General features: G+C 44.4%; 12 protein-coding genes. 10 read left to right on the forward strand and 2 right to left on the reverse strand.

The features are described from left to right. Positions 1–23 precede the first annotated feature (23 nt). The 10 genes from BMW86_RS24040 to BMW86_RS24085 all read left to right on the forward strand — a co-directional run bounded on the left by BMW86_RS24040 (position 24) and on the right by BMW86_RS24085 (position 19,575). Entirely contained in the window at positions 24–689 is a 666-nt protein-coding gene (locus BMW86_RS24040) for a response regulator transcription factor (protein WP_089784743.1), read from the forward strand. Positions 690–1,444: 755 nt separating this feature from the next. Beyond that, a complete protein-coding gene (locus BMW86_RS24045) occupies positions 1,445–3,337 on the forward strand; it encodes a DNA topoisomerase IV subunit B (RefSeq protein WP_089784745.1) in 1,893 nt (630 codons plus the stop codon). A gap of 1 nt (position 3,338) precedes the next feature. Next, complete coding sequence (locus BMW86_RS24050) at positions 3,339–4,160, forward strand: DUF1835 domain-containing protein (RefSeq protein ID WP_089784747.1); 822 nt, start codon at positions 3,339–3,341, stop codon at positions 4,158–4,160. 1 nt (position 4,161) lies between these two features. Then, positions 4,162–4,563, forward strand: coding sequence for a cupin domain-containing protein (locus BMW86_RS24055; RefSeq protein ID WP_089784749.1), 402 nt, complete (start codon positions 4,162–4,164; stop codon positions 4,561–4,563). Between the two features lie 3 nt (positions 4,564–4,566). Next, complete coding sequence (locus BMW86_RS24060) at positions 4,567–7,101, forward strand: DNA gyrase/topoisomerase IV subunit A (RefSeq protein WP_089784752.1); 2,535 nt, start codon at positions 4,567–4,569, stop codon at positions 7,099–7,101. 139 nt (positions 7,102–7,240) lie between these two features. Next, positions 7,241–11,302 carry a hybrid sensor histidine kinase/response regulator transcription factor gene (locus BMW86_RS24065; protein ID WP_089784754.1) on the forward strand — a complete coding sequence of 1,354 codons (4,062 nt, stop codon included), beginning with the start codon at positions 7,241–7,243 and terminating at the stop codon, positions 11,300–11,302. A 119-nt stretch (positions 11,303–11,421) separates the two neighbouring features. After that, complete coding sequence (locus BMW86_RS24070; protein ID WP_089784756.1) at positions 11,422–14,406, forward strand: SusC/RagA family TonB-linked outer membrane protein; 2,985 nt, start codon at positions 11,422–11,424, stop codon at positions 14,404–14,406. 15 nt (positions 14,407–14,421) lie between these two features. Then, a complete protein-coding gene (locus BMW86_RS24075) occupies positions 14,422–15,933 on the forward strand; it encodes a RagB/SusD family nutrient uptake outer membrane protein (protein ID WP_089784758.1) in 1,512 nt (503 codons plus the stop codon). Between the two features lie 4 nt (positions 15,934–15,937). Continuing rightward, positions 15,938–16,930: a glycoside hydrolase family 43 protein gene (locus BMW86_RS24080; protein ID WP_089784760.1), complete on the forward strand. Its 993-nt coding sequence runs from the start codon at positions 15,938–15,940 to the stop codon at positions 16,928–16,930. Between the two features lie 176 nt (positions 16,931–17,106). Then, a complete protein-coding gene (locus tag BMW86_RS24085; RefSeq protein WP_089784763.1) occupies positions 17,107–19,575 on the forward strand; it encodes an ABC transporter permease in 2,469 nt (822 codons plus the stop codon). A 276-nt stretch (positions 19,576–19,851) separates the two neighbouring features. On the opposite strand, the gene BMW86_RS24090 is transcribed toward BMW86_RS24085, so the two are convergent. After that, the gene (locus BMW86_RS24090; protein ID WP_089784766.1) at positions 19,852–20,811 is read right to left on the reverse strand and encodes a hypothetical protein; all 960 of its coding nucleotides are present in this window, start codon (positions 20,809–20,811) and stop codon (positions 19,852–19,854) included. Positions 20,812–20,839: 28 nt separating this feature from the next. After that, positions 20,840–21,379 (reverse strand): D-glycero-alpha-D-manno-heptose-1,7-bisphosphate 7-phosphatase, encoded by a 540-nt coding sequence (locus BMW86_RS24095; protein WP_089784768.1) that lies wholly within the window; start codon positions 21,377–21,379, stop codon positions 20,840–20,842.

A 21,379-nucleotide genomic window follows, 5' to 3' on the forward strand; every position in this document is an offset into this window, starting at 1 on the left:
AATAACAATACAACTGATACAAAATGACTGTATACTCAAAAAAGAAGCAGGATAACATGGATATCATTGCTGTAGCAATTGTGGAAGACAACTATGATATCCGTACAGCCATGGAGTTATTAATTAATGGCTCAGATGGATATGCATGTATCGGTGCCTTCAACAATGGAGAAACGGCAGTAGAACAAATTCCCAGCTTATTACCCAATGTAGTACTGATGGATTTCAATCTGCCGGGCGGAATGAATGGTATTCAATGTATTGCGAAATTAAAGGGCGAATTCCCGGACATGCATTTTATGATGCTGACAGTGTATGAAGATGATGATAAGATCTTTCAGGCACTGGAAGCCGGCGCGAGTGGGTATATCCTGAAGAAAACCCCTCCGGGTGAGTTACTGGAAGCTATCCGTGATGTACATGAAGGAGGTTCTCCCATGAGTTCACAGATTGCCAGAAGGGTAGTGGCCTATTTCCAGAAACAGGCAAAGCCTAATCCGGCACTGGAAGCACTGACTTCCCGTGAAAAGGAAATCCTGGACCAGTTATCTAAAGGTTTCCTGTATAAAGAGATTGCCAGCAACCTGTTCATCAGTATTGAAACAGTAAGAAGGCATGTACATAACATCTATGAGAAACTGCATGTACGCAGCCGTACGGATGCTGTAAATAAATATTACAATAGATAATACTTTTATATTTGAAAAAAAACGACTCCGTAGATCATCTACGGAGTCGTTTTTTTTGCATAAAAAAGAGAGCAAGGACACTTTCTGCCTTTGCTCCCCGATCAAAAGGTTGTTGTACTGTGATTAGCTTCTCACTTTAGCTGTGCGTAAATTCTGATAAGATTTATGCAACAGGTGAGCAACTAATACCATTGAGGCAATCAGCAGACAAGCCAGCTTGAATAATAGACTGGTTTTCATAGGGATAGAATATCTTAGTTAAGGAATGTTGTTTAGCGCATCATCTGCCAGGAGTCAAACTTCTGTAGCAATCTGATGAACGTACTACTAAGCCTGTTTAATGAGCGTTGCTCTTTTTTAACCAGGAAAGTAATGGCAAGTACTATTAAAAGTACGCATGATAGTAGGATAAAACTTGTTGTTTTCATAGTTTAGGACATAGGTGTTAGCGACAAGACGATTGATTGTAAATATAAAAGATTTAGTTATATAATGTTAATAATGTGAATAACTTTTGTGAATAAATTTTTCTGTTATTTAAACAATATTTTATTCATGGTTTTCAAGTATGTTTTATTGATTGGTAATGAATTGTTTTTCATTAAATTAAGCATAGTGTATAAATTCTACTTGGGATGATACAATGAAACCTGTATTTTTGCCAGCAACCGGATTTTGCTAAAAGATTTAGTAATATTGCTACCCGGAAGGGATGCCCCGACTTTTAAACAGTAAATTGGAATTTCTATATAATTATGGCTAGTACAGATAAGAAAGAACTTTTTGCCGCTGCCTATAACGAAGACTCAATCCGGTCGCTGGACTGGCGGGAACATATCAGACTTCGCCCCGGTATGTACATTGGTAAATTGGGAGATGGTTCCAGTATGGACGATGGTATCTACATCCTTTTAAAAGAGGTGGTAGATAACTGTATTGATGAACATACCATGGGATATGGGAAACAGGTGGAAATAAAGGTAACAGAACATAATGTTACCATCCGTGACTTTGGTCGTGGTATTCCCCTTGGTAAGGTCGTGGATGTAGTGAGTAAGATCAATACAGGTGCGAAGTACGACAGTAAAGCGTTCCAGAAGTCAGTGGGATTGAACGGTGTGGGTACCAAGGCGGTAAACGCACTGGCCAGCTATTTTAAAGTAGAGTCTTTCCGTGATGGCCGTACCAAAGTAGCCGAATTCGAACGCGGTGTACTGGTAAAAGAACATAAAGAAGCCCCTACCAAAGAACCGAATGGTACGCTGGTCACCTTTGTACCGGATGATACCGTTTTCAGGAACTACCGTTATATTCCCGAATTTCTGGAAAACCAGATCTGGAACTATTGTTTCCTGAATGCCGGTTTAACTGTCAATTTCAACGATAAGAAATATATCTCCAAAAATGGTCTGCTGGACTTATTACAGCGTAAGACCAACGAAGATGAGCTGCGTTACCCTATTATCCACCTGAGAGGGGAAGATATAGAAGTAGCTATCACACATGAGAACTCTTACGGGGAAGAATATTATTCCTTTGTGAACGGTCAGCATACTACCCAGGGTGGTACTCACCTGGCCGCCTTCCGTGAGGCATTCGTGAAAACTATACGCGAGTTTTATAAGAAAGACTACGATGCAACGGATATCCGTGCTTCCATCTGTGCTGCCGTTTCCATCAGGGTACAGGAGCCGGTGTTTGAATCGCAGACCAAGACTAAACTCGGTTCATTGGTAGTATCTGAGGATGGTCCTTCTGTAAAGGCATTCGTGCTGGACTTTATGTCCAAACACCTGAATGACTTCCTGCATAAGAATCCGACCACTTCAGAATCGCTGAAGAAACGTATTGAGCAGAGTGAACGTGAGCGTAAAGACCTGGCAGGTATCAAGAAGCTGGCGAATGAAAGAGCCAAAAAGGCGAACCTGCATAACCGTAAGCTGCGCGACTGCCGTATTCACCTGAACGAAGAGATTAGCGGGAAAGAGAAGGCGGATATGGAAACCAAGCGTTTGAATACCACCATCTTTATCACGGAAGGGGATTCTGCCAGTGGTTCCATCACTAAATCACGAAATGTGGAAACACAGGCGGTATTTAGTTTGCGTGGTAAACCACTGAACAGCTTTGGTCTTACCAAAAAGATCGTGTACGAGAATGAAGAGTTTAACCTGTTGCAGCATGCGCTGAATATAGAAGAAGGACTGGAAGGCTTACGCTATAACAGAATTGTAGTAGCTACTGATGCCGACGTGGATGGTATGCACATCCGTTTACTGCTGCTGACTTTCTTCCTGCAGTTCTTCCCGGACCTGGTGAAGAATGGTCACCTGTACATCCTGGAAACACCATTGTTCAGGGTACGTAACAAACAGGAAACGATTTATTGCTACAGTGATGAGGAAAGACAACGTGCTATTAAGAAACTGGGTTCCAAACCGGAGATCACACGTTTCAAAGGTTTGGGAGAGATCTCTCCCGACGAATTTGGCACCTTCATCAGTGACGATATGAAAGTAGAGCCGGTGATCCTTTCCAAGGATACACATATCCAGAAATTACTGGAGTATTACATGGGTAAGAATACACAAACCCGCCAGGAATTCATTATCGGTAACCTGCGTTATGAAAAAGATATAATAGATTAATATGGGAGTAGTGCATATTGTATTTGGCGAGTCGTCTGTATCTGCACTCAGCGGCGCTTTTGAACTGGATGAGTTACTGAAGGGAGATGTACTTTTTTTTGAGGACGACCTGTCGGTTGGCCCCTTATTTATACTGGATACCAAAGACGGACAAGCTGCCCGCAAACAATGGTGGATGCAGTTAACAGGTGCTGTGGCGCCTGTACTGGCAGAAGGAGTGGAAGCCCCGCAGGAAGAAGATGACTTTGAAAAATTCCGTCAGCTGAAGGCATTATTAAAAGCCGAACCTGAGCAGGAAGTATGGGTATGGGCAGGGCAGAACGCCCGCGATGTTTGCGGTTACTACTGGCTGATCAGTCAACTTTATGACTTCGCTGGCCGCATTCATATCATCTACTTGAACAACCTGCCTTTCCTGAATGAGAAAGGCGGCGTATTTTATCCTACACACCTGCATCAGATCCTGCCTAAGGAATTCCTGAAAGCAAAGAAACTGGCACGTGCGGTATCATTGGCGGAGTTTGAACTGGATGGTGATGAATGGAGCCGTATGATGAACGAGAACGCCGGTATCCGTTTACTGGAAGGTGGTAAGAAGATCAAAGGAGAACCTACTGCTTTTTACGATAAGGAATTACTGACGCAGACAACTGCCGAATTCCAGAAGGCTTCCAAAGTAATCGGGCTGGTAACAGGTAAGCTCAAGTATCCGGTGATGGATCAGTACCTGGGCTGGCGGTTGAAAGACCTGATCAAACAGGGGAAGATAGAGAGTAAAGGTGAATTGAAGACTATCCGTGACTTTGAAGTGAAACTAATCTAACATGATTACAATAACACCTTTAGACCTTTGTGGGAAAGATGACAGGGGAAGTAGCTATGAGTGGTCGTCTGACGGTCGTTCCGGCAATTTTATAGTTGGTTACCGGCATGCAGGCAGCAGTAGCGGTCAGCATTATCATGAAGGTAAAAGCGATAATAAGAACCCGGAGATACTCTTCCTGTTTAGTGGAAAGGTGGCTATTCACTGGTGTGCACTGGATGGCAACAAGATAGAAACCGTGTATGCAACAGCGCCTGCAAGGATAGAGGTACCGGCAAATGTGTGGCATCAGCTGATAGCAGAAACGGATTGCTGCTTTATAGAATTAAACTCCCTGGCGGATGTACAGAAAGATTCTGTACGCATATGGAGAGATGACTTTGAAAAGATGATCAATAAATAAATTATGAGCGACATCGATAATACACAACCAACAGACGATTCCTTACAGAATATTATTCACATAGGGGGAATGTATGAAAGCTGGTTTCTGGATTACGCTTCATACGTGATACTGGAGCGTGCGGTACCCGGCGTAGAAGACGGTTTAAAGCCCGTACAGCGCCGTATCCTGCATGCGATGAAGGAAATGGACGACGGGCGCTATAATAAGGTGGCCAACATCGTTGGATCTACCATGCAGTATCACCCGCATGGGGATGCCTCTATCGGCGATGCGATCGTGAACCTGGGGCAGAAAGATCTGCTGATAGATACCCAGGGTAACTGGGGAGATGTACGTACCGGAGATGGTGCGGCAGCAGGCCGTTATATTGAGGCCCGCCTTTCCAAGTTTGCACTGGATGTAGGTTTCAATCCCAAAACTACCACCTGGCAGTTAAGTTATGATGGCCGTAAGAACGAGCCGCTGGCTTTACCTATGAAGTTCCCCCTGCTGCTGGCACAGGGAGCGGAAGGTATTGCAGTGGGGCTGTCTACCAAAATATTACCACACAACTTTGTAGAGCTGATCGAGGCCTCTATCAAATACCTGCGTGGAAAGAAATTCGAACTGTTCCCCGATTTTATCACCGGGGGTATGATAGACATTGCCAACTACAACGATGGTAAACGTGGTGGTAAAGTACGTGTAAGAGCGCATATCGAAGAGAAGGACAAAAAGACGCTGCTGGTAAAGGATGTGCCTTATGGCGTTACTACCACAGCTCTGATGGAGTCTATCGTAAAAGCCAACGACAGCGGTAAGATCAAGATCAAGAAAGTGGTAGATAATACCGCCAAAGATGTAGAGATCGAAGTGCAGCTGGCGCCGGGTATCTCTCCGGATATCACCATTGATGCCCTGTATGCCTTCACAGACTGCGAGATCTCCGTATCTCCCAATGCCTGTGTGATCGTGGATGATAAACCGCGCTTTATCACAGTATCTGATCTCCTTCGTTACTCTGCTGATTTTACCCGTGAACTGCTGAAGAGAGAACTGCAGATCCGGTTGGCAGAACTGGAAGATAAATGGCACTATACATCCCTGGAAAAGATCTTCTTTGAAAAGCAGATCTACAAGGAACTGGAGCAGAAACATAAAGACTGGGAAGCTGTACTGGTAGCTATCGATAAAGGATTCAATCCTTATAAGAAGCAACTGAAAAGAGAGATCCTGCGTGAGGATATTGTGAAGCTCACAGAAAAGCCTGTACGTCGTATCTATCGCCTTGATATCAATGAACTGAATGAACAGATCAAAGGTATTGAAGCAGATATCAAACAGGTGAAACACGATCTCGTGAACCTGGTAGATTACGCAGTAACTTACTATGAAGGACTGCTGAAGAAATACGGTAAAGGCCGCGAACGTATCACTGAAATCAAAACCTTCGATACCATCCAGGTACAGCAGGTGGCTATGGCTAACACCAAGATTTATGTGAACCGTGCAGATGGCTTCATCGGTACTTCCCTTAAGAAAGATGAGTTTGTAGCGGATTGTTCCGACCTGGATAATATCATCATTTTCCGCAGGGATGGTAAGATGCTGATCACGAAAGTATCAGATAAAACCTTTGTGGGTAAAGATATTATCCATATAGATATCTTCCGTAAAGGTGATGAACGCACTACCTACAACATGATTTATGTAGATGGTAAGAGCGGTATCAGCTACGCCAAACGTTTTAATGTAACCGGTATTACCCGCGATAAGGAATATGATCTCACCATGAAAGGAGAGAAGAATTCCAAGGTGCATTACTTCACTGCTAACTCCAATGGTGAAGCGGAAGTAGTGACTATCCGGTTAAGCCCTAACAGTCCTGCACGTAACAAGGAGTTCGACCTGTACTTTGAAACGATCGCTATCAAAGGCCGTAATTCAATGGGTAACCAGGTGACCAAATACCAGATCAAGAATGTGAAATTCAAAGAGAAAGGGGTATCTACTTTATCTGGTCTTAAGCTTTGGTACGATGAGAAAATGGGCCGTTTGAATACAGAAGAAAGAGGTATTTATATCGGTGCTTTTGACGGAGAAGATAAAATCTTTGTGGCATTCAAGAATGGTCATTATGAACTCACCAACTTTGAACTCACCAACCGTTACGAAGCAGATGATGTGATCTACATAGAGAAATTCAATCCTGAAAAGGTTGTATCAGCCATCTATTTTGATGCAGATAAGAAACAGTTCAACGCCAAACGTTTCTATATAGAAACGCAAACGCTGAATAACAAATTCCTCTTTATTAAAGAAGGCAAGGGCAACTATCTTGAGTTCATCACAACACATGCAGAACCGGTGGTATTGTTAAGCAGTGGTAAAAAACGTAGTCCTGATGTGGAAGAAGTTGACCTCTCAGAGTTCGTGGAAGTGACCGGCTGGAAGACAGTAGGAACAAGGATTGCAGGAGATGAGCTGATTAGTGCAGAACTCGCTTCTGATGAAGAAGAGCCCGATGAAGGGAATATACAGGGAGAGTTATTCTAATTGATATAAGAAAGGCGTCCGGTAATCCCGGACGCCTTTTTACTTGTTTTGAAAGTTCTTAAATAATTGAAACAAATTTTGTACTTTATCCCAGTCGTTGTGAAAAAAAATATCGGGACAGTATAAAATAGGGTGAATAATGATAAAGTATCTGAGGCCGGCTATCTGCTGGATATGGTGTGCTTTCTCTGCACTAACTAATTCTTTTGCCGCAATTCCACCATCGCTTACCTACCTGGGCATTGAGCAGGGGCTTTCAAACAATGCTGTTACCAGTATCTACCAGGACCATAATGGATTTATGTGGTTTGGTACCTACGATGGACTAAACCGGTACGACGGATATACCTTCACTATCTACAGAAACGAATTCAATGATATAAATTCAGTAGCCAACAACAGGATAGCATGTATCACTGAAGACCGGCACAACCGCCTGTGGATCGGCACCCGTGGAGGTGTCAGCATTTACAGCGATGCTACCGGCCGTTTCTCCGGCCTCAACTATCTCCCTTATAAAGGCATAAAGGAAAAGAAGATCCTGGCCTGGGTGAACGCTATCAAACCAGGACTGAAAGAAACCATCTTCATCGGTACCAATGGAGAAGGGTTGCTTATTTATAATGGGAGTGGAGCTGCCATACAGGCGCCGCTCAGGAACGGGAAAGTTGTTACCACAGAGTATGAAGTAATGTCGGTGGCAATGGATGCAACACAGCGTACCTGGCTGTTTGTGCGTAATGTGGGGCTTTGCCTTTACGATAATAGCAGTGGCATGGTGAGAGTGATCAACGATAGTATCAGGAACGGTATCGTCCTTCAGGCGGATAATAACGGACAACTATGGCTGGGCAATGATGAGGGGGTGTATAAATATCAGATCGCTTCCAATGTATTTACAGGAGTGCTGACAACACATTCCAAAAGGGTAGTGGACCTTATCATCGATAAACACAACACATTGTGGATAGCTTCTGACGGGGAAGGCGTTTTTACGATGCCCCTTGCTACCGGCAACATCACACACCTGGCATCACCGCAAAACAAGGAACTGCTTACCAGTACAGCAGTGTTCTCTATATTTGAAGATCATGAAGGCCGTAAATGGATTGGCACCCTGCGGGGCGGTATCAACATTCTTGATCCCAAAAGGACCGGGTTTGCCAGTATCACACATGACCCGCTTAACCCTAATAGCCTGATCAATGATTTTACCCTGTCGCTTTGTGAAGATGCTGATCATAATATATGGATAGGTACCGATGGTGGCGGGCTCAGTATCTGGAACCGGAAACTGAACCAGTTCACCAACTTTAAACACCTGGCAGGCAACAACCCTTCGTTGTGCAGTGATTTTGTGACTAGTATTATCAGTGATTTCCAGCACAATATATGGATCTCCACCTGGGGAACGGGTATCTATCGTTATAACAAAGCGGCCCGCTCTTTTGAACACTTCCCCTGTTTTGATCCACAGAGCAGGAGGGAGGACAAAAACACCTGGACCCTGTATGAAGATGCAGAAAAAGATCTCTGGGCAAGTGTTTGCACCAACGGACCGCTATACCGGTTCAACCGGAAGGCTAACCGTTTTGAGGTGTTTGATAGCAGTCTTACCAACATTCTTTCGATGGTGGAAGACCGCGAAGGCAATTGCTGGGCAGGGACCTATACATCCCTGATAAAGGTTGACAGGGTCAGCAGGCAGCATCAGGTATTTAATATTGGTTATCCTGTCCGGGTCTTTCATGAGGACAGGGCCGGCAATTGCTGGATAGGCACTGAAGGCGGTGGCCTGTTGCTGTTTAACCGGCAAAACGGTACCTATACACGATTCACCATGGCCAATGGCCTTTCCAATAACTCCATCCTGAAAATACTGGAAGATAAAAGCGGTAATTTATGGATCAGCACATTTTACGGGATCTCAAAATTCAACCCGAAGCAAAAGACCTTCAAGAACTTTTCACAGTCAGACGGGCTACTGTCCAATCAGTTCAACTATAATGCTGCCCTGGCGCTGCCATCCGGTGAGTTTATTTTTGGCGGCATAAAAGGGCTGAACATTTTCTATCCCGATAGTTTACAGTATTCTTCAAACATGCCCAAAGTACTGCTGACGGGCCTTAAGATTGACAATGTTCCGGTAGAGCAGGCTAAGGAGTATGTTATGCAAAGTACACAGGACCATGTTATGGCGCTGAGGATCCCTTATAATAAGGCAGTGATCGCTTTTGATTTCGTAGCGTTGGAATACTCGGCCCCGGACAAGATAGATTACGCGTATTATATGGAAGGGTGGGACAAAGGATGGAACTATGTAGGAAAATCAAGGACAGCTAATTACACCCGGCTGCACGAAGGCACTTATACTTTCCGGTTAAAGTCAACCAATGCAGAAGGCGTCTGGAATAACGGGGAATATACCCTGCAAATAACCGTGCTTCCGCCCTGGTACAGGGCGTGGTGGGCCTACCTGTTGTATATCACTGTTATTGTGGGCCTGGCATATACATACCACCGGTATAAAGCGCAAAAAACAAAGCTGGCTTTTGACATACGGCTGGCCCGGCTGGAAACGGAGAAAGAAAAAGAACTGAATGAAAAGAAACTGACCTTTTTCACCAATATATCACACGAGTTTAGAACACCGCTTACGCTGATCATCAACCCTGTTAAGGAAATGCTTAACAACAGCGAGAAAAACGGCCTGGAAGTAGTATACAGGAACGCCCGTCGCCTGTTAAGCCTTGTTGACCAGCTGCTGCTGTTCCGCAAAGCAGACAGCGAGACCGACAAGCTGAAAATAACCCGGCTCGATCTCCATAACCTTTGCAAAGAGGTATACCTGTGCTTCAGCCAGCAGGCCAGGACAAAACACATTAACTATACGTTCAATTCTCCGGAGCAGCAACTGGAGGTATATGCTGACAGGGAAAAGATAGAGATCGTACTGTTTAACCTGCTTTCCAACGCATTAAAATTTACGCCGGAAAACGGGACAGTCAGCTTTGATATAAGCGAAGACGAAACTGACATCACTATCACTATCAAGGATACCGGCTGTGGCATTAGCGAAGATGCCAGCCAGCGCCTGTTTGAAAAATTCTACCAGGTAAAGGAAGATCGTATGCCTGGTAAAGCCGGTTTCGGTATCGGCCTATATCTGTCCAAACATTTTATTGAGCGCCATAAAGGGCATATATCCTTTACAAGTGCAACGGGGAATGGAACCTCATTTATGGTACGGCTGAAGAAAGGCACCCTCCATTTTTCCGGACAGTATATTTTCGAGGAGATGGAGAAAGACCCTGCCCTGCTGGAAGAGCTGATGGGCAATATTCCCACTGAAATGCCTCCGGCCCGCCCTGCGGCAGAGCCTATAGTCGATATTATCTCCGGCAAGCGGTCTATACTGGTAGTAGATGATAATGCGGAGATCAGGGATTACCTGCAACTGCTTTTTAGCGAAAAATTCCTTTTCCATGAAGCAGATAATGGGGAGGAAGGGCTGAGGATGGCCCGGGAATACTCTCCGGATATTATTATCAGTGATGTGTTCATGAAAGGAATGAGCGGGGTGGAGTTATGTAATATTATTAAACAGGACGCTTCCCTTAGCCATATACCGGTTATCCTGCTCACAGCCAGTCCTTCACAGGAAATCAAACTGAAGGGTATTGAGTGCGGAGCGGATGACTATATTGTAAAACCGTTTGAAAAAGAACTGCTGATAGCCCGTATTGACAATATCCTCCAGAACAGGAATGTATTGCAACGCTATTTCTTTGATAAGATTACCCTTAAAAAGAATGATGCCCGGATCTCTACAGAATATAAGAATTTCCTGGAACGTTGCATCAGCATTGTAGAGAACAACCTGGATAAAGACAATTTTACGATTAAAGTACTGGCGGCTGAAATAGGTATGAGCCATTCCAACCTTTATAAAAAGGTAAAATTGGTTTCCGGGCATTCCGTAAACGCTTTTATCCGGTTTATCCGTTTGCGCCGGGCAGCAGTATTGCTGCTAAGTACCGGCTGTAATGTGAATGAAGCAGCCTTCGGGGTAGGCATCAGCGACATGAGATACTTTCGGGAGCAGTTCGCCGGACTCTTTGGAATGAACCCTTCCGAATACATAAAAAAATACCGCAACTCCTTTAACAACGATTTTAACGTAGTGAACTGGAAAGAATAACCCTTTTTACCAGTTTATCCCCCTTTTTCGATCATTTACTCCCTGTGGTTTCCGGGGGAGTGGGCATATACTTGCACTCAACAATGAATATTTTCCACGGTACAAAAATTTAATTCGTCATGAAAAGCTATCTCACGTTATGGAAAAAGCTGCTCCTATGCTTTGTTTTCAGTAGTTATGCATTGGCCCTTTATGGACAGCAGCCAGTAAGCGGCAGGGTAAGCGCCGGGGACACGGCTTTACCAGGTGTTATTGTGTATATAAAAGGCACCTCCGTAAATACGCAAACAGACAATAACGGGCGTTTTTCCATTAATGCTCCTAAAGGAGCCTCCCTTACCTTCAACCTGATGGGGTATCTCAGCAAAGAGGTGCCAGTCAATAACCGCAGCACTGTTAACGTAGAACTGGAACCAACAACCCAGGGGTTGGGAGAAGTAGTGGTGGTCGGTTATGGTACACAAAAGCGAAAAGACCTTACAGGTGCGATCTCTTCTTTGAATGCGAATGCCTATAAAGATCAGCCTGTATTAAATGCCTCTTCTGCCCTGCAAGGGAGAGTGGCAGGTGTTTCCGTAGCCAACAGCTCCGGCGCGCCTGGTGGAGCGGTAAAGATCCGCATCAGGGGGGCCAATTCCATCAACGCCAGTAATGATCCTCTGTATGTAATTGACGGGGTAGCGCTAAGCAGCATCGGTATACAGGATATCAATGTAAATGATATTGCATCCATGGAAGTGCTGAAAGATGCCTCTGCCACCGCTATTTATGGATCGCGTGGCGCCAACGGTGTTATTATGATCACCACCAAAAGTGGTAAGGCCGGCACTACACATATTGAGTATAACGGTTTCCTGAGCAGCAACAAGCCAATGAAAAAATACAAACTGCTGGATGCTGTGGGATATGCACAACAGGCCAATCATATTGCAGGAACTGCTGTTTTTGCTGATCCGTCAAGCTATGCCGGCAAAGGGACCGACTGGCAGGACCTTATATTCCAGAACGGTACTACACAGAATCATCAGCTTTCCGTTTCGGGTGGAACGGAAAAATCGCGATACTATATCTCGGGCTATTACGTGAACCAATCGGGTCTGCTGGTGAACACCAACCAGGAAAAATATGCGCTGAGGGCCAACCTGGACAGCAAGTTGAGCAACAAAGTAAGTATAGGCCTGGGCATCTTTGCCACACATACCAACTCACACAATAACGGTGATATCGGCGGCAAGGGCAACCCGGTAACTGCGGCGCTGGCATGGGCGCCTACCGAGCCGGTATACGATTCGGGGTCTCAGTACAACCGGTTCGCCATTTCTCCGATCTGGTCCAATCCTTACATGACCATTAAGGAGAGGAAGAGTGATAACTCTGCCAATTCTGTAGTAGTTAACGGACGGATCAAATATGATATTACTGACTGGTTATCGTTCAATGTGAACGTTGGCCTGGACATGAATTCCTCCAGGAATTCCTATCTGAATAACGATTGGATAAGCCCCGGCAATCCAGCTTCCGGCCAGAGCTATCTGGAAAACTATACCCTGCAGAACAGTAACTCGCTCACCTTTCACAAGAAGTACAATGAAAAGCATGATCTCACTGTAATGGGTATTGTGGAAGAAACGTCCAGCAAGTACAATACTTTCTCAGCAGCCGGTTCCGGACTTACTTCCACTTCTAACGGGTATTATAACCTGGGGCTGAATACCTCCCAGGGCATTTCCTCTGCCTATACCAACTGGGCGTTGCTCTCTTATGTAGGCCGCGCTTCCTATACCTTTAACGATAAATACCTTATCACTGCTACCTACAGGGCAGACGGATCTTCCAAGTTCCAGACCACCGCCAATAAGTGGGGTTACTTTCCTTCCATTGGTGTTGGGTGGCGCTTATCCGAAGAACAGTTCATCAAAGACCTGGGTATTTTTTCCAACCTGAAGTTGCGGGGCAGCTGGGGCATTACTGGTAACCAGTCCATTAATCCATATAGCAGCCTTGGGCTACTCAATGGCATACAATACTCTTACGGCACTACTACACTATACCAGGGTTACCTGCTGGGTAGTCCCAGCAATCCCGACCTTAAATGGGAAACCACCAAACAAACGGATATAGGGCTGGATGTAGGACTGCTGGGCGGACGACTGAACATTACCGCTGATTACTATAACAAACGCACGAAAGATCTGTTGCTGCAGGTGCCTATTGCCAGCTACGACGGTGGTGGCAGCATGTATAAGAATGTGGGTGTGGTAAGTAATAAGGGCTTTGAAATCTTTGTAGACATTGCTGCTATTCAGCAACATGATTTCTCCTGGACGGCCACTATCAATGCCTCCGCTTACAGGAACAGAGTGGTAAGTTTGGGTAAGGATTCCATCCTGTACCGGCCCGTTATCGGCGGAGGGCTTATTAATACCAATATACAGGTAGTGAAGACCGGGCAGCCGCTGGGAGCATTCTATCTCATTCCCTGGCAGGGTGTTTACTCCAGTGATGACAATGCCATGGGGTTCAAGGCCGGCGATAACCACTATACAGACGTTAGCGGCAATGGCTCTATTGGTTATGAAGACCGTGTTATTGCGGGCAGCGCCATTCCCAAATTCCAGTGGGGCTTTAATAATAACTTCCGTTACAAACATCTTGAGCTGAATGTGTTTGTACAGGCATCACATGGTAACAAAATATTTAACGCTACTTATGCCGGAATAGCGGCGCCCACCAGTGATGTGAAATATCCTACGCTGGCGGAGTCTGCGAACTACTATACATCAAAGAGCACGGGCGCAGTGTGGGCTGATCCTGCCAGTAAAACCGGCCGCAGTTATGTGGAATCCACCCAGTATCTGCAGGATGGCAGTTATGTGCGGCTAAAGAACGTAAGTCTCTCTTACACCCTGCAAAAAAAGGCTACCCGTTTTGCGGATATCCGTTTTACGCTGAGTGCACAGAACATTTATACTATTACAAAGTATAAAGGATACGATCCTGAGGCCACCTCTACTTCCGCTACCAGCGATGCTGATGCCGGCATTGACCTGGGAGCTTATCCTTCTCCCCGCACGATCACATTCGGGGTGAATATTTCTTTATAATTAAATGCTTACAAGATGAAACTGTATATAACCGCTTTCCTGTTGCTTATACTGACAGCCTCCTGCAGCAAGGATTTTCTGAAGGAAGATCCCAAAAGCAACCTTACACCGGATAATTTTTATAAAACAGCCGACGATCTGAATATGGCCGCTATTGGCCTGTATACACAGGTAAACGGCGCGTTTAACCAGTCTGCGGGTTTCTCTACGTTGTGGGGAGGTGATGATATGACGGTGGCCCGGGCCGGGAATAAGATCTCCTATTCAGATTTTGACACTTATCAGGCTACTTCTTCCAACGACCGTATGACCAACTGGTGGAGCTATTTTTATGCTGCCATCAAATCGAGCAATTCGCTGCTCAACAATTATCAGAACGCAACGGCGGCATCAGAAGATGACCGGAACCATGCGGCAGGGCAGGCCTACTTTTTCCGTGCATTAAGTTATTTCTTCCTGACCCGTACCTGGGGAGAAGTACCATTGATTACAGATAACAAAGTAGATTATACCAGGACCAAAGCTGAACCGGCAGAAATTTACGCACTGATAGTGGCAGATCTGCAACAGGCGGAGACAATGTTGCCGGATGCATGGGATGGTACCAAACGACAGAACGGTGTGGATATACCACCTACCCGTGGCTCTGCAAAAGCATTGCTGGCCAATGTGTACCTCACTATGGCAGGCTGGCCGCTGAAGCAAACAGACAAATATGCACTGGCTGCCGCCAAGGCCAAAGAGGTGATAGATAACAAGGCTACCTGGGGTTATGATCTGACCACCAACTTTGCTGATCTGTGGAAGAAAACAGGGAAGTTCAACCATGAAACAGTATTTGGCTGCTATTATAATGTAAATGTATCGGGATGGGCCTGGGAGAACTACAATATGCTCACGCCCAATGCCTATGCACCAGACGATGAAGGTGGCTGGGGTGATGGTTACGGGGAGATCAATTTTTACAAGAAGTTCCCTCCGGGACCCAGGAAAGAAGCAACTTATCAATCTGTTTACTATCTGAATAATGATACCAGCAAAGCTGTGGACTGGACCAAAACGCAGCACAAACATCCTTACTTCTTCAAGTTCCGTGATGATGACGCTTTTAACCCGGTGAATCATGTTAACAATAACTGGATAGGCAGCCACACTGTATTCGTGATTCGCTATGCAGAAGTATTGCTCACCTATGCAGAAGCGCAGACAATGTCTGCCTCTCCGGATGCAACCGCTTACGCCGCTATTAACCAGGTAAGGAACCGGTCCGGGATTGCCAATCTTGTTACGGGGTTGTCGCAGACAGCGTTCCGCGACTCCGTGATTGCAGAGCGGGGATGGGAATTTGCAGGCGTTGAACCAGCCGCCCGCTGGTATGATCTGATACGTACTGAAACAGTGAGCAAGGCGAATTCAGACAGGGATACATCCGAAGAAGTGTTGAAGAACATTCCCAATGATGCTACGCATACTTTTTACTGGGCCCCTATACCAATAGGCGATCAGCAGTTGAACCCAAACCTTTGATCATATGAAAAAAATAGAGGCGATATGCCTGCTACTACTGATATCTATAGGATGTTATGCACAAATTATTCCGGGAGCCATCTGGCCTGATACTAAAGGAAACCCGGTAAATGCTCATGGCGGTGGTATATTGTACTACAACGGCACTTATTACTGGTATGGGGAAATAAAGCAGGGCGTTACCTGGCGGGTACCCGGTTCTACCTGGGAGAACTACCGGGTGAATGCAGGAGGTATATCCTGCTATTCTTCCAAAGACCTGCTGCACTGGAAACCGGAAGGCGTGGCCTTACAGCCTGTAACAACAGACAGTACATCAGACTTGCATGTCAGCAAAGTGATAGAAAGGCCCAAGGTGATCTATAACAAAAAAACAGGCAAGTTTGTGATGTGGATGCATATAGATTCGCAGGATTACTCCTATGCCAGATCTGGCGTAGCTGTAAGTGACAGTCCCGAAGGCCCTTTTAAATACATCCGCAGTGTGAGACCCAATGGCAATATGGCCAGGGACATGACCATTTTCCAGGACGATGACGGCGATGCCTATCATTTCTATTCATCAGAAGAGAACCAGACGATGCACATCTGTAAGCTGGCGGATGACTATCTTTCGCATACCGGTGATGATCGCCGTATACTGGTGCAGCATGCAAGGGAAGCGCCGGCCGTATGCAAATACAATAACCGCTTTTACCTGTTCACCTCCGGCTGTACCGGATGGTCGCCCAATGCGGCTTCCTATGCCACGGCAGACAGTATTATGGGCACCTGGACACTACATGATAATCCTTGTCATGGTACAGACGCTGATAGTACCTATCATGCACAGAGTACATATGTGTTGCCGGTGCAGGGTAAAAAGGATACGTTCATTTTTATGGCAGACAGGTGGAACAAAACCAATCTGGAAACATCACGTTATATATGGTTGCCACTGACATTTGATGCTGAGGGCACTCCCGGCATTCAGTGGGAAGATCAGTTGATGCCTTAAAGTTATTGGTGTTGAGAGAGGGCAGTAAGGGATTATATCTCTTACTGCCCTTTCCATTTGCTAAAACCGGACATTGCATGTTTCAAAACCGGACATTCTAAGGATAGTATACATTTGATTATCAACTATTTGAAATCTGGCATTAACTTGGGGGCTCTGCTATAAATTCGCTTCACATGCTAAGAAGTTATTTTAAGGTCATCTACAGGAACCTGTTAAAAAACAAGGTTTTCTCAGCCGTAAATATCTTCGGACTAGCCATTGGAATGGCAGCCTGTTTTTTCATTTTTCAGTATGTGCATTTTGAATCCAGCTATGATAAGTTTCATAAGCAGGCAGACAATATCTACCGGGTAAATATTTCTTTTTCCGGTAGTTTCGCAAAGTTGCATGGAATGACTACGAATCATCCTGCAGTGGGGCCTGCTATGAAAGCAGAATTTCCGGAAGTCACCAATTTTGCAAGGGTAGTCAATTCTTCTCTTTTAATACCTGCATCCAGTATGTCCTATACGGATGCAAAATCAAATACAGTCTCATTTAATGAAGGAAAGATCTTTCTTGCAGATCCTTCTTTCCTCACCATGTTTTCCTTTCCCTTTATAGCAGGAACACCCTCTAAAGCATTATCCGAAGCCTCTTCCATTGTAATATCCAAAACAATAGCAGAGAAATACTTTGGAAAAGAAAACCCTATAGGGAAGACTTTAAATCTCAACCGGCAGTTGCCACTGACAGTAACCGGCGTTTTTGAGAACGTACCAGAGAACTCGCATATCAAATTTGATATGCTTATTTCCATTAAGACATTGGGCGACAACTGGCAATATGATAACTGGGGATGGCCAGAGTTTTACACTTATGTATCACTGGTCCCGGGAACAGATCCCAAAAAGGTAGAAGCAAAATTTCCGGCCTTTATAGACAAATATCTGGCTGCAAAAATGAAGGAGCTGAACTTTGGTACTTACTTTCATATGCAGCGTTTAGCAGATATTCATCTTAAATCCGATGATCTTAAAGGTCCGGAACCTAATGGCAGTGAGAAAGAGATTTATTTCCTGTCTATTATTGGCGTATTTATTCTCTTCATTGCCTGGATCAACTATATCAATTTATCTACTGCTAAGAATATTGAACGTGCAAAAGAAGTAGGCCTGAGAAAGGCCGTAGGTGCAGTTAGCGGACAAGTGATCTGGCAATTTATTATGGAATCTGTTATTATCAACCTGCTGGCATTATTTGTAGCGGTGTTGATTATTATACTTTGTTTCCCTTATTTCGGCATGTTCATCGGTAAAGATTTAAGACATGGATCTTTATCTTCCGGTCTATGGCATGCATCAGGGTTCTGGCCGTCCATGGCAGCCATTTTCCTGTCAGGGGCCTTTATAGTAGGCGCTTATCCCGCTTTTGTATTATCTGCATACAAACCAGCTATTGTATTAAAAGGAAAGTTCTTTCAATCTGCCAGGGGGATCTTATTGAGGAAAGCACTCGTGTCTTTTCAGTTTGTGTTATCGTTGTTATTGATTGCCGGCACACTTACAGTATACTGGCAGTTATCATTCATGCGCAATCAGGCACTGGGCTATAATAAGGAACAGATAGTAGTCGTAAAGTCGCCTGCTTTTTTTGATTCTACTTATACGTATAAGATGAAATCCTTTAAAACACAGCTTCTCAGTAATCCGGCTGTAACTAATGTCAGCACTGCTTCTGATATACCTGGTAAAGCCATGATAGGAAGGAATACGGTAAGAAAAGGGAGTGATGATAAGACGCATAATTACATCTCATATATTACACAGGTGGATGAGTCTTTCGTAAAGACTTTTCAGATGGAAATGGCAGCGGGTAGAGATTTAACGCTTCAGGATACGACTGATATTTTCAGAGGAAATGTTACCAGGGTACTTATCAATGAAAAGATCGTTAAAGCGCTTGGCTATGAGAGTAATGAAGCCGCTATTCATCAGAATGTGGTGTTTGGTGCCGGGCCTGGAGAGGTAAAGGGAGAAATCGTAGGTGTGCTTAAGAATTATCACCAGCGTTCTTTAAAAGAAGACTATGATCCTATTCTTTATTACTATCCGGTAAATAATGGCTGGAGTTATTTTGCCATCAATATGAAAACAGATCATCTGCAAAGTAATCTGTCTTCAATAGGGCGTTTGTATAAAGATGTTTTCTCCGGTAATCCGTTTGAATATTTTTTCCTTGATGACTATTTCGATCAGCAATATCAGGCAGATCAGCGCTTTGGAAAGGTGTTTGGTTTATTTACTGTACTGGCTATTTTAATCGCCTGTTTAGGACTGTTAGGATTATCCAGTTTTGTGATTAAACTGAGGACAAAGGAAATTGGTATCAGAAAGGTATTAGGCGCCTCTCTATTCAGCCTGCTGGCATTATTCTCCAGGGATTTTGTAAGAATGGTTTTACTGGCAGCAGTGATCGTTATACCGGTTATCTATTTTGTAGGCAATCGATGGCTGGATAACTATGCATTTCATATTCATCTGAGTTGGGAGATTTTTGTCGTACCCCCTTTACTGTTATTGACGATTTCTCTGGTCACTATCAGTGTGCAAAGTATTAAAGCCGCATTGGCGAATCCTATAAAGAGTTTGAAAACAGAATAACTGAAAAGATGTTGTATTAAAAGCATTAGTAGACACAAAAGGCTCCGTTAGGAGCCCCGTGTTTGTAGGAAATACGTTAAACAACAAATACAGACTCCGTTAGGAGTCCCCTAAAAAAGACCGAATATTAGGGGACTCCTAACGGAGTCTTTTATGTAGAAGATAGATTGTTGCTACAAACACGGGGCTCCTAACGGAGCCTATTATGTTTTGCCACAAAACATAAGGAGGTTGTATCAAAGTAACTAATACAACCTCTTTTTATTATCAATATAACTAATTTTTCTTCTTTGCTTTTTCCAGCTGTTCAGCATTGATATCCTCTGCTGTCTGTGGTTTCATCATATTCTTCCGTCGCTGGTCCAGTGGTTGTTGTACCGGGAATTTCCCTAACGGTAATGCATCATGGAAAACCTTATCTATATGCATCCATTTACCTGCTTTCCATTTAAATCCTTCATAATCAAGATCAGGAACAAAGGTAGAAGGTTTATTTTTCTGATTGCTTTCTGATATCAGGTGATCATATACGATCATGTCCATTTCTGCATTATAACTAAGACCGATAGTAGCGTCTTTTTTATATTCAAGAATAAACCTGTTTCGTGTAGGTTTAGGCGTAGAATCTTCCATAAAGCTAAAGAAGGGACCACCGAAGATGGGTTGTCCGTCTTTAAACATCAGTACATCTATCAGTTTCTTCTGACTGCGGATATTGTTGGCGTCCCAGCCAAAGAGGGTATAAAATTCAGCATTGAAATAATGACGCTGAATGATCTTATAGTATAAACATCCGTACCAGCTTTTGTTATTGGCGATGGTATCCGGATTCATATAATCGGAGTTGTCGAATAAAGGGAACAGCTTCAGTTTACCATCATCTGTTTTCATCTGTATCGCACCATAATGATGGTAGAAAGTAGTTTCCAGCTCCAGGCCCCAGCTAAAGATGCGGAAAGAGCTATCCTGCGGATATTGAATGGAAACGGTTGTCAGTGAATCGAAACGGAAATTGAAAGAATAAGGTGTTTTCAGGGCCTGTACCAGCTTGGGAATAAAGCGATCGTTGGCTTCCTGTCTTGCCTGCTCGTCTTTGCCCCTGAGTATCATGTCTGACAGGTAGTGCAGGGAATCCTGCTGTACAGCCATGGAAGCAGCATCAGCTGCGCTGATACGCTGTGCCTGTACACTACCGTAAATGAAAGCTGGTAAAAGAAGTAATATGGCTCTGAACATAATCTTATTTACGTTATATAGAACAAATTTATTGTATGATCCGGGAAAAATCCAATAAACTATTGTAACGGCTGTCTATTAAAGGATGGGGGATAGGATGATGTGGTTGTGTAGAAGGAATGAATACGGTGTACATGCCCATGTTTTTAGCGAAGTTCATGTCGCTGAGGGTGTTACCTACCATAACAGCCTTTGAAAAATCGATATCGGGGAAATCTGCCTTTGCCTGCATGGCCATGCCGTTGTTAGGCTTACGGCAGGGGCTGTTGCTGTCTATATCCGGGCAGAAGTAGATTTTATCTATACGGCCACCGTGGTGATGGATTTGTTCCAGCATGTTGGTGTGAATGGCGTTTAAGCCCTCTACGGTCAGTAATCCCCGGCCTATGCAGCGTTGATTGGTAACCATTACGATATGCCCGAATTTAGCTGCTAAGGCAGGCAGGGCTTCCAATACCCCATCTGCAAACTGGAACATCTCCCAGTTGAGTACATATCCGCCTTTGATTTCGTTATTGATTACCCCGTCTCTATCCAGGAATAATGTCCAGGAAGTATCTATCTGCAT

This window comes from Chitinophaga sp. YR573 (assembly GCF_900110995.1).
Classification (GTDB): Bacteria; Bacteroidota; Bacteroidia; order Chitinophagales; family Chitinophagaceae; genus Chitinophaga.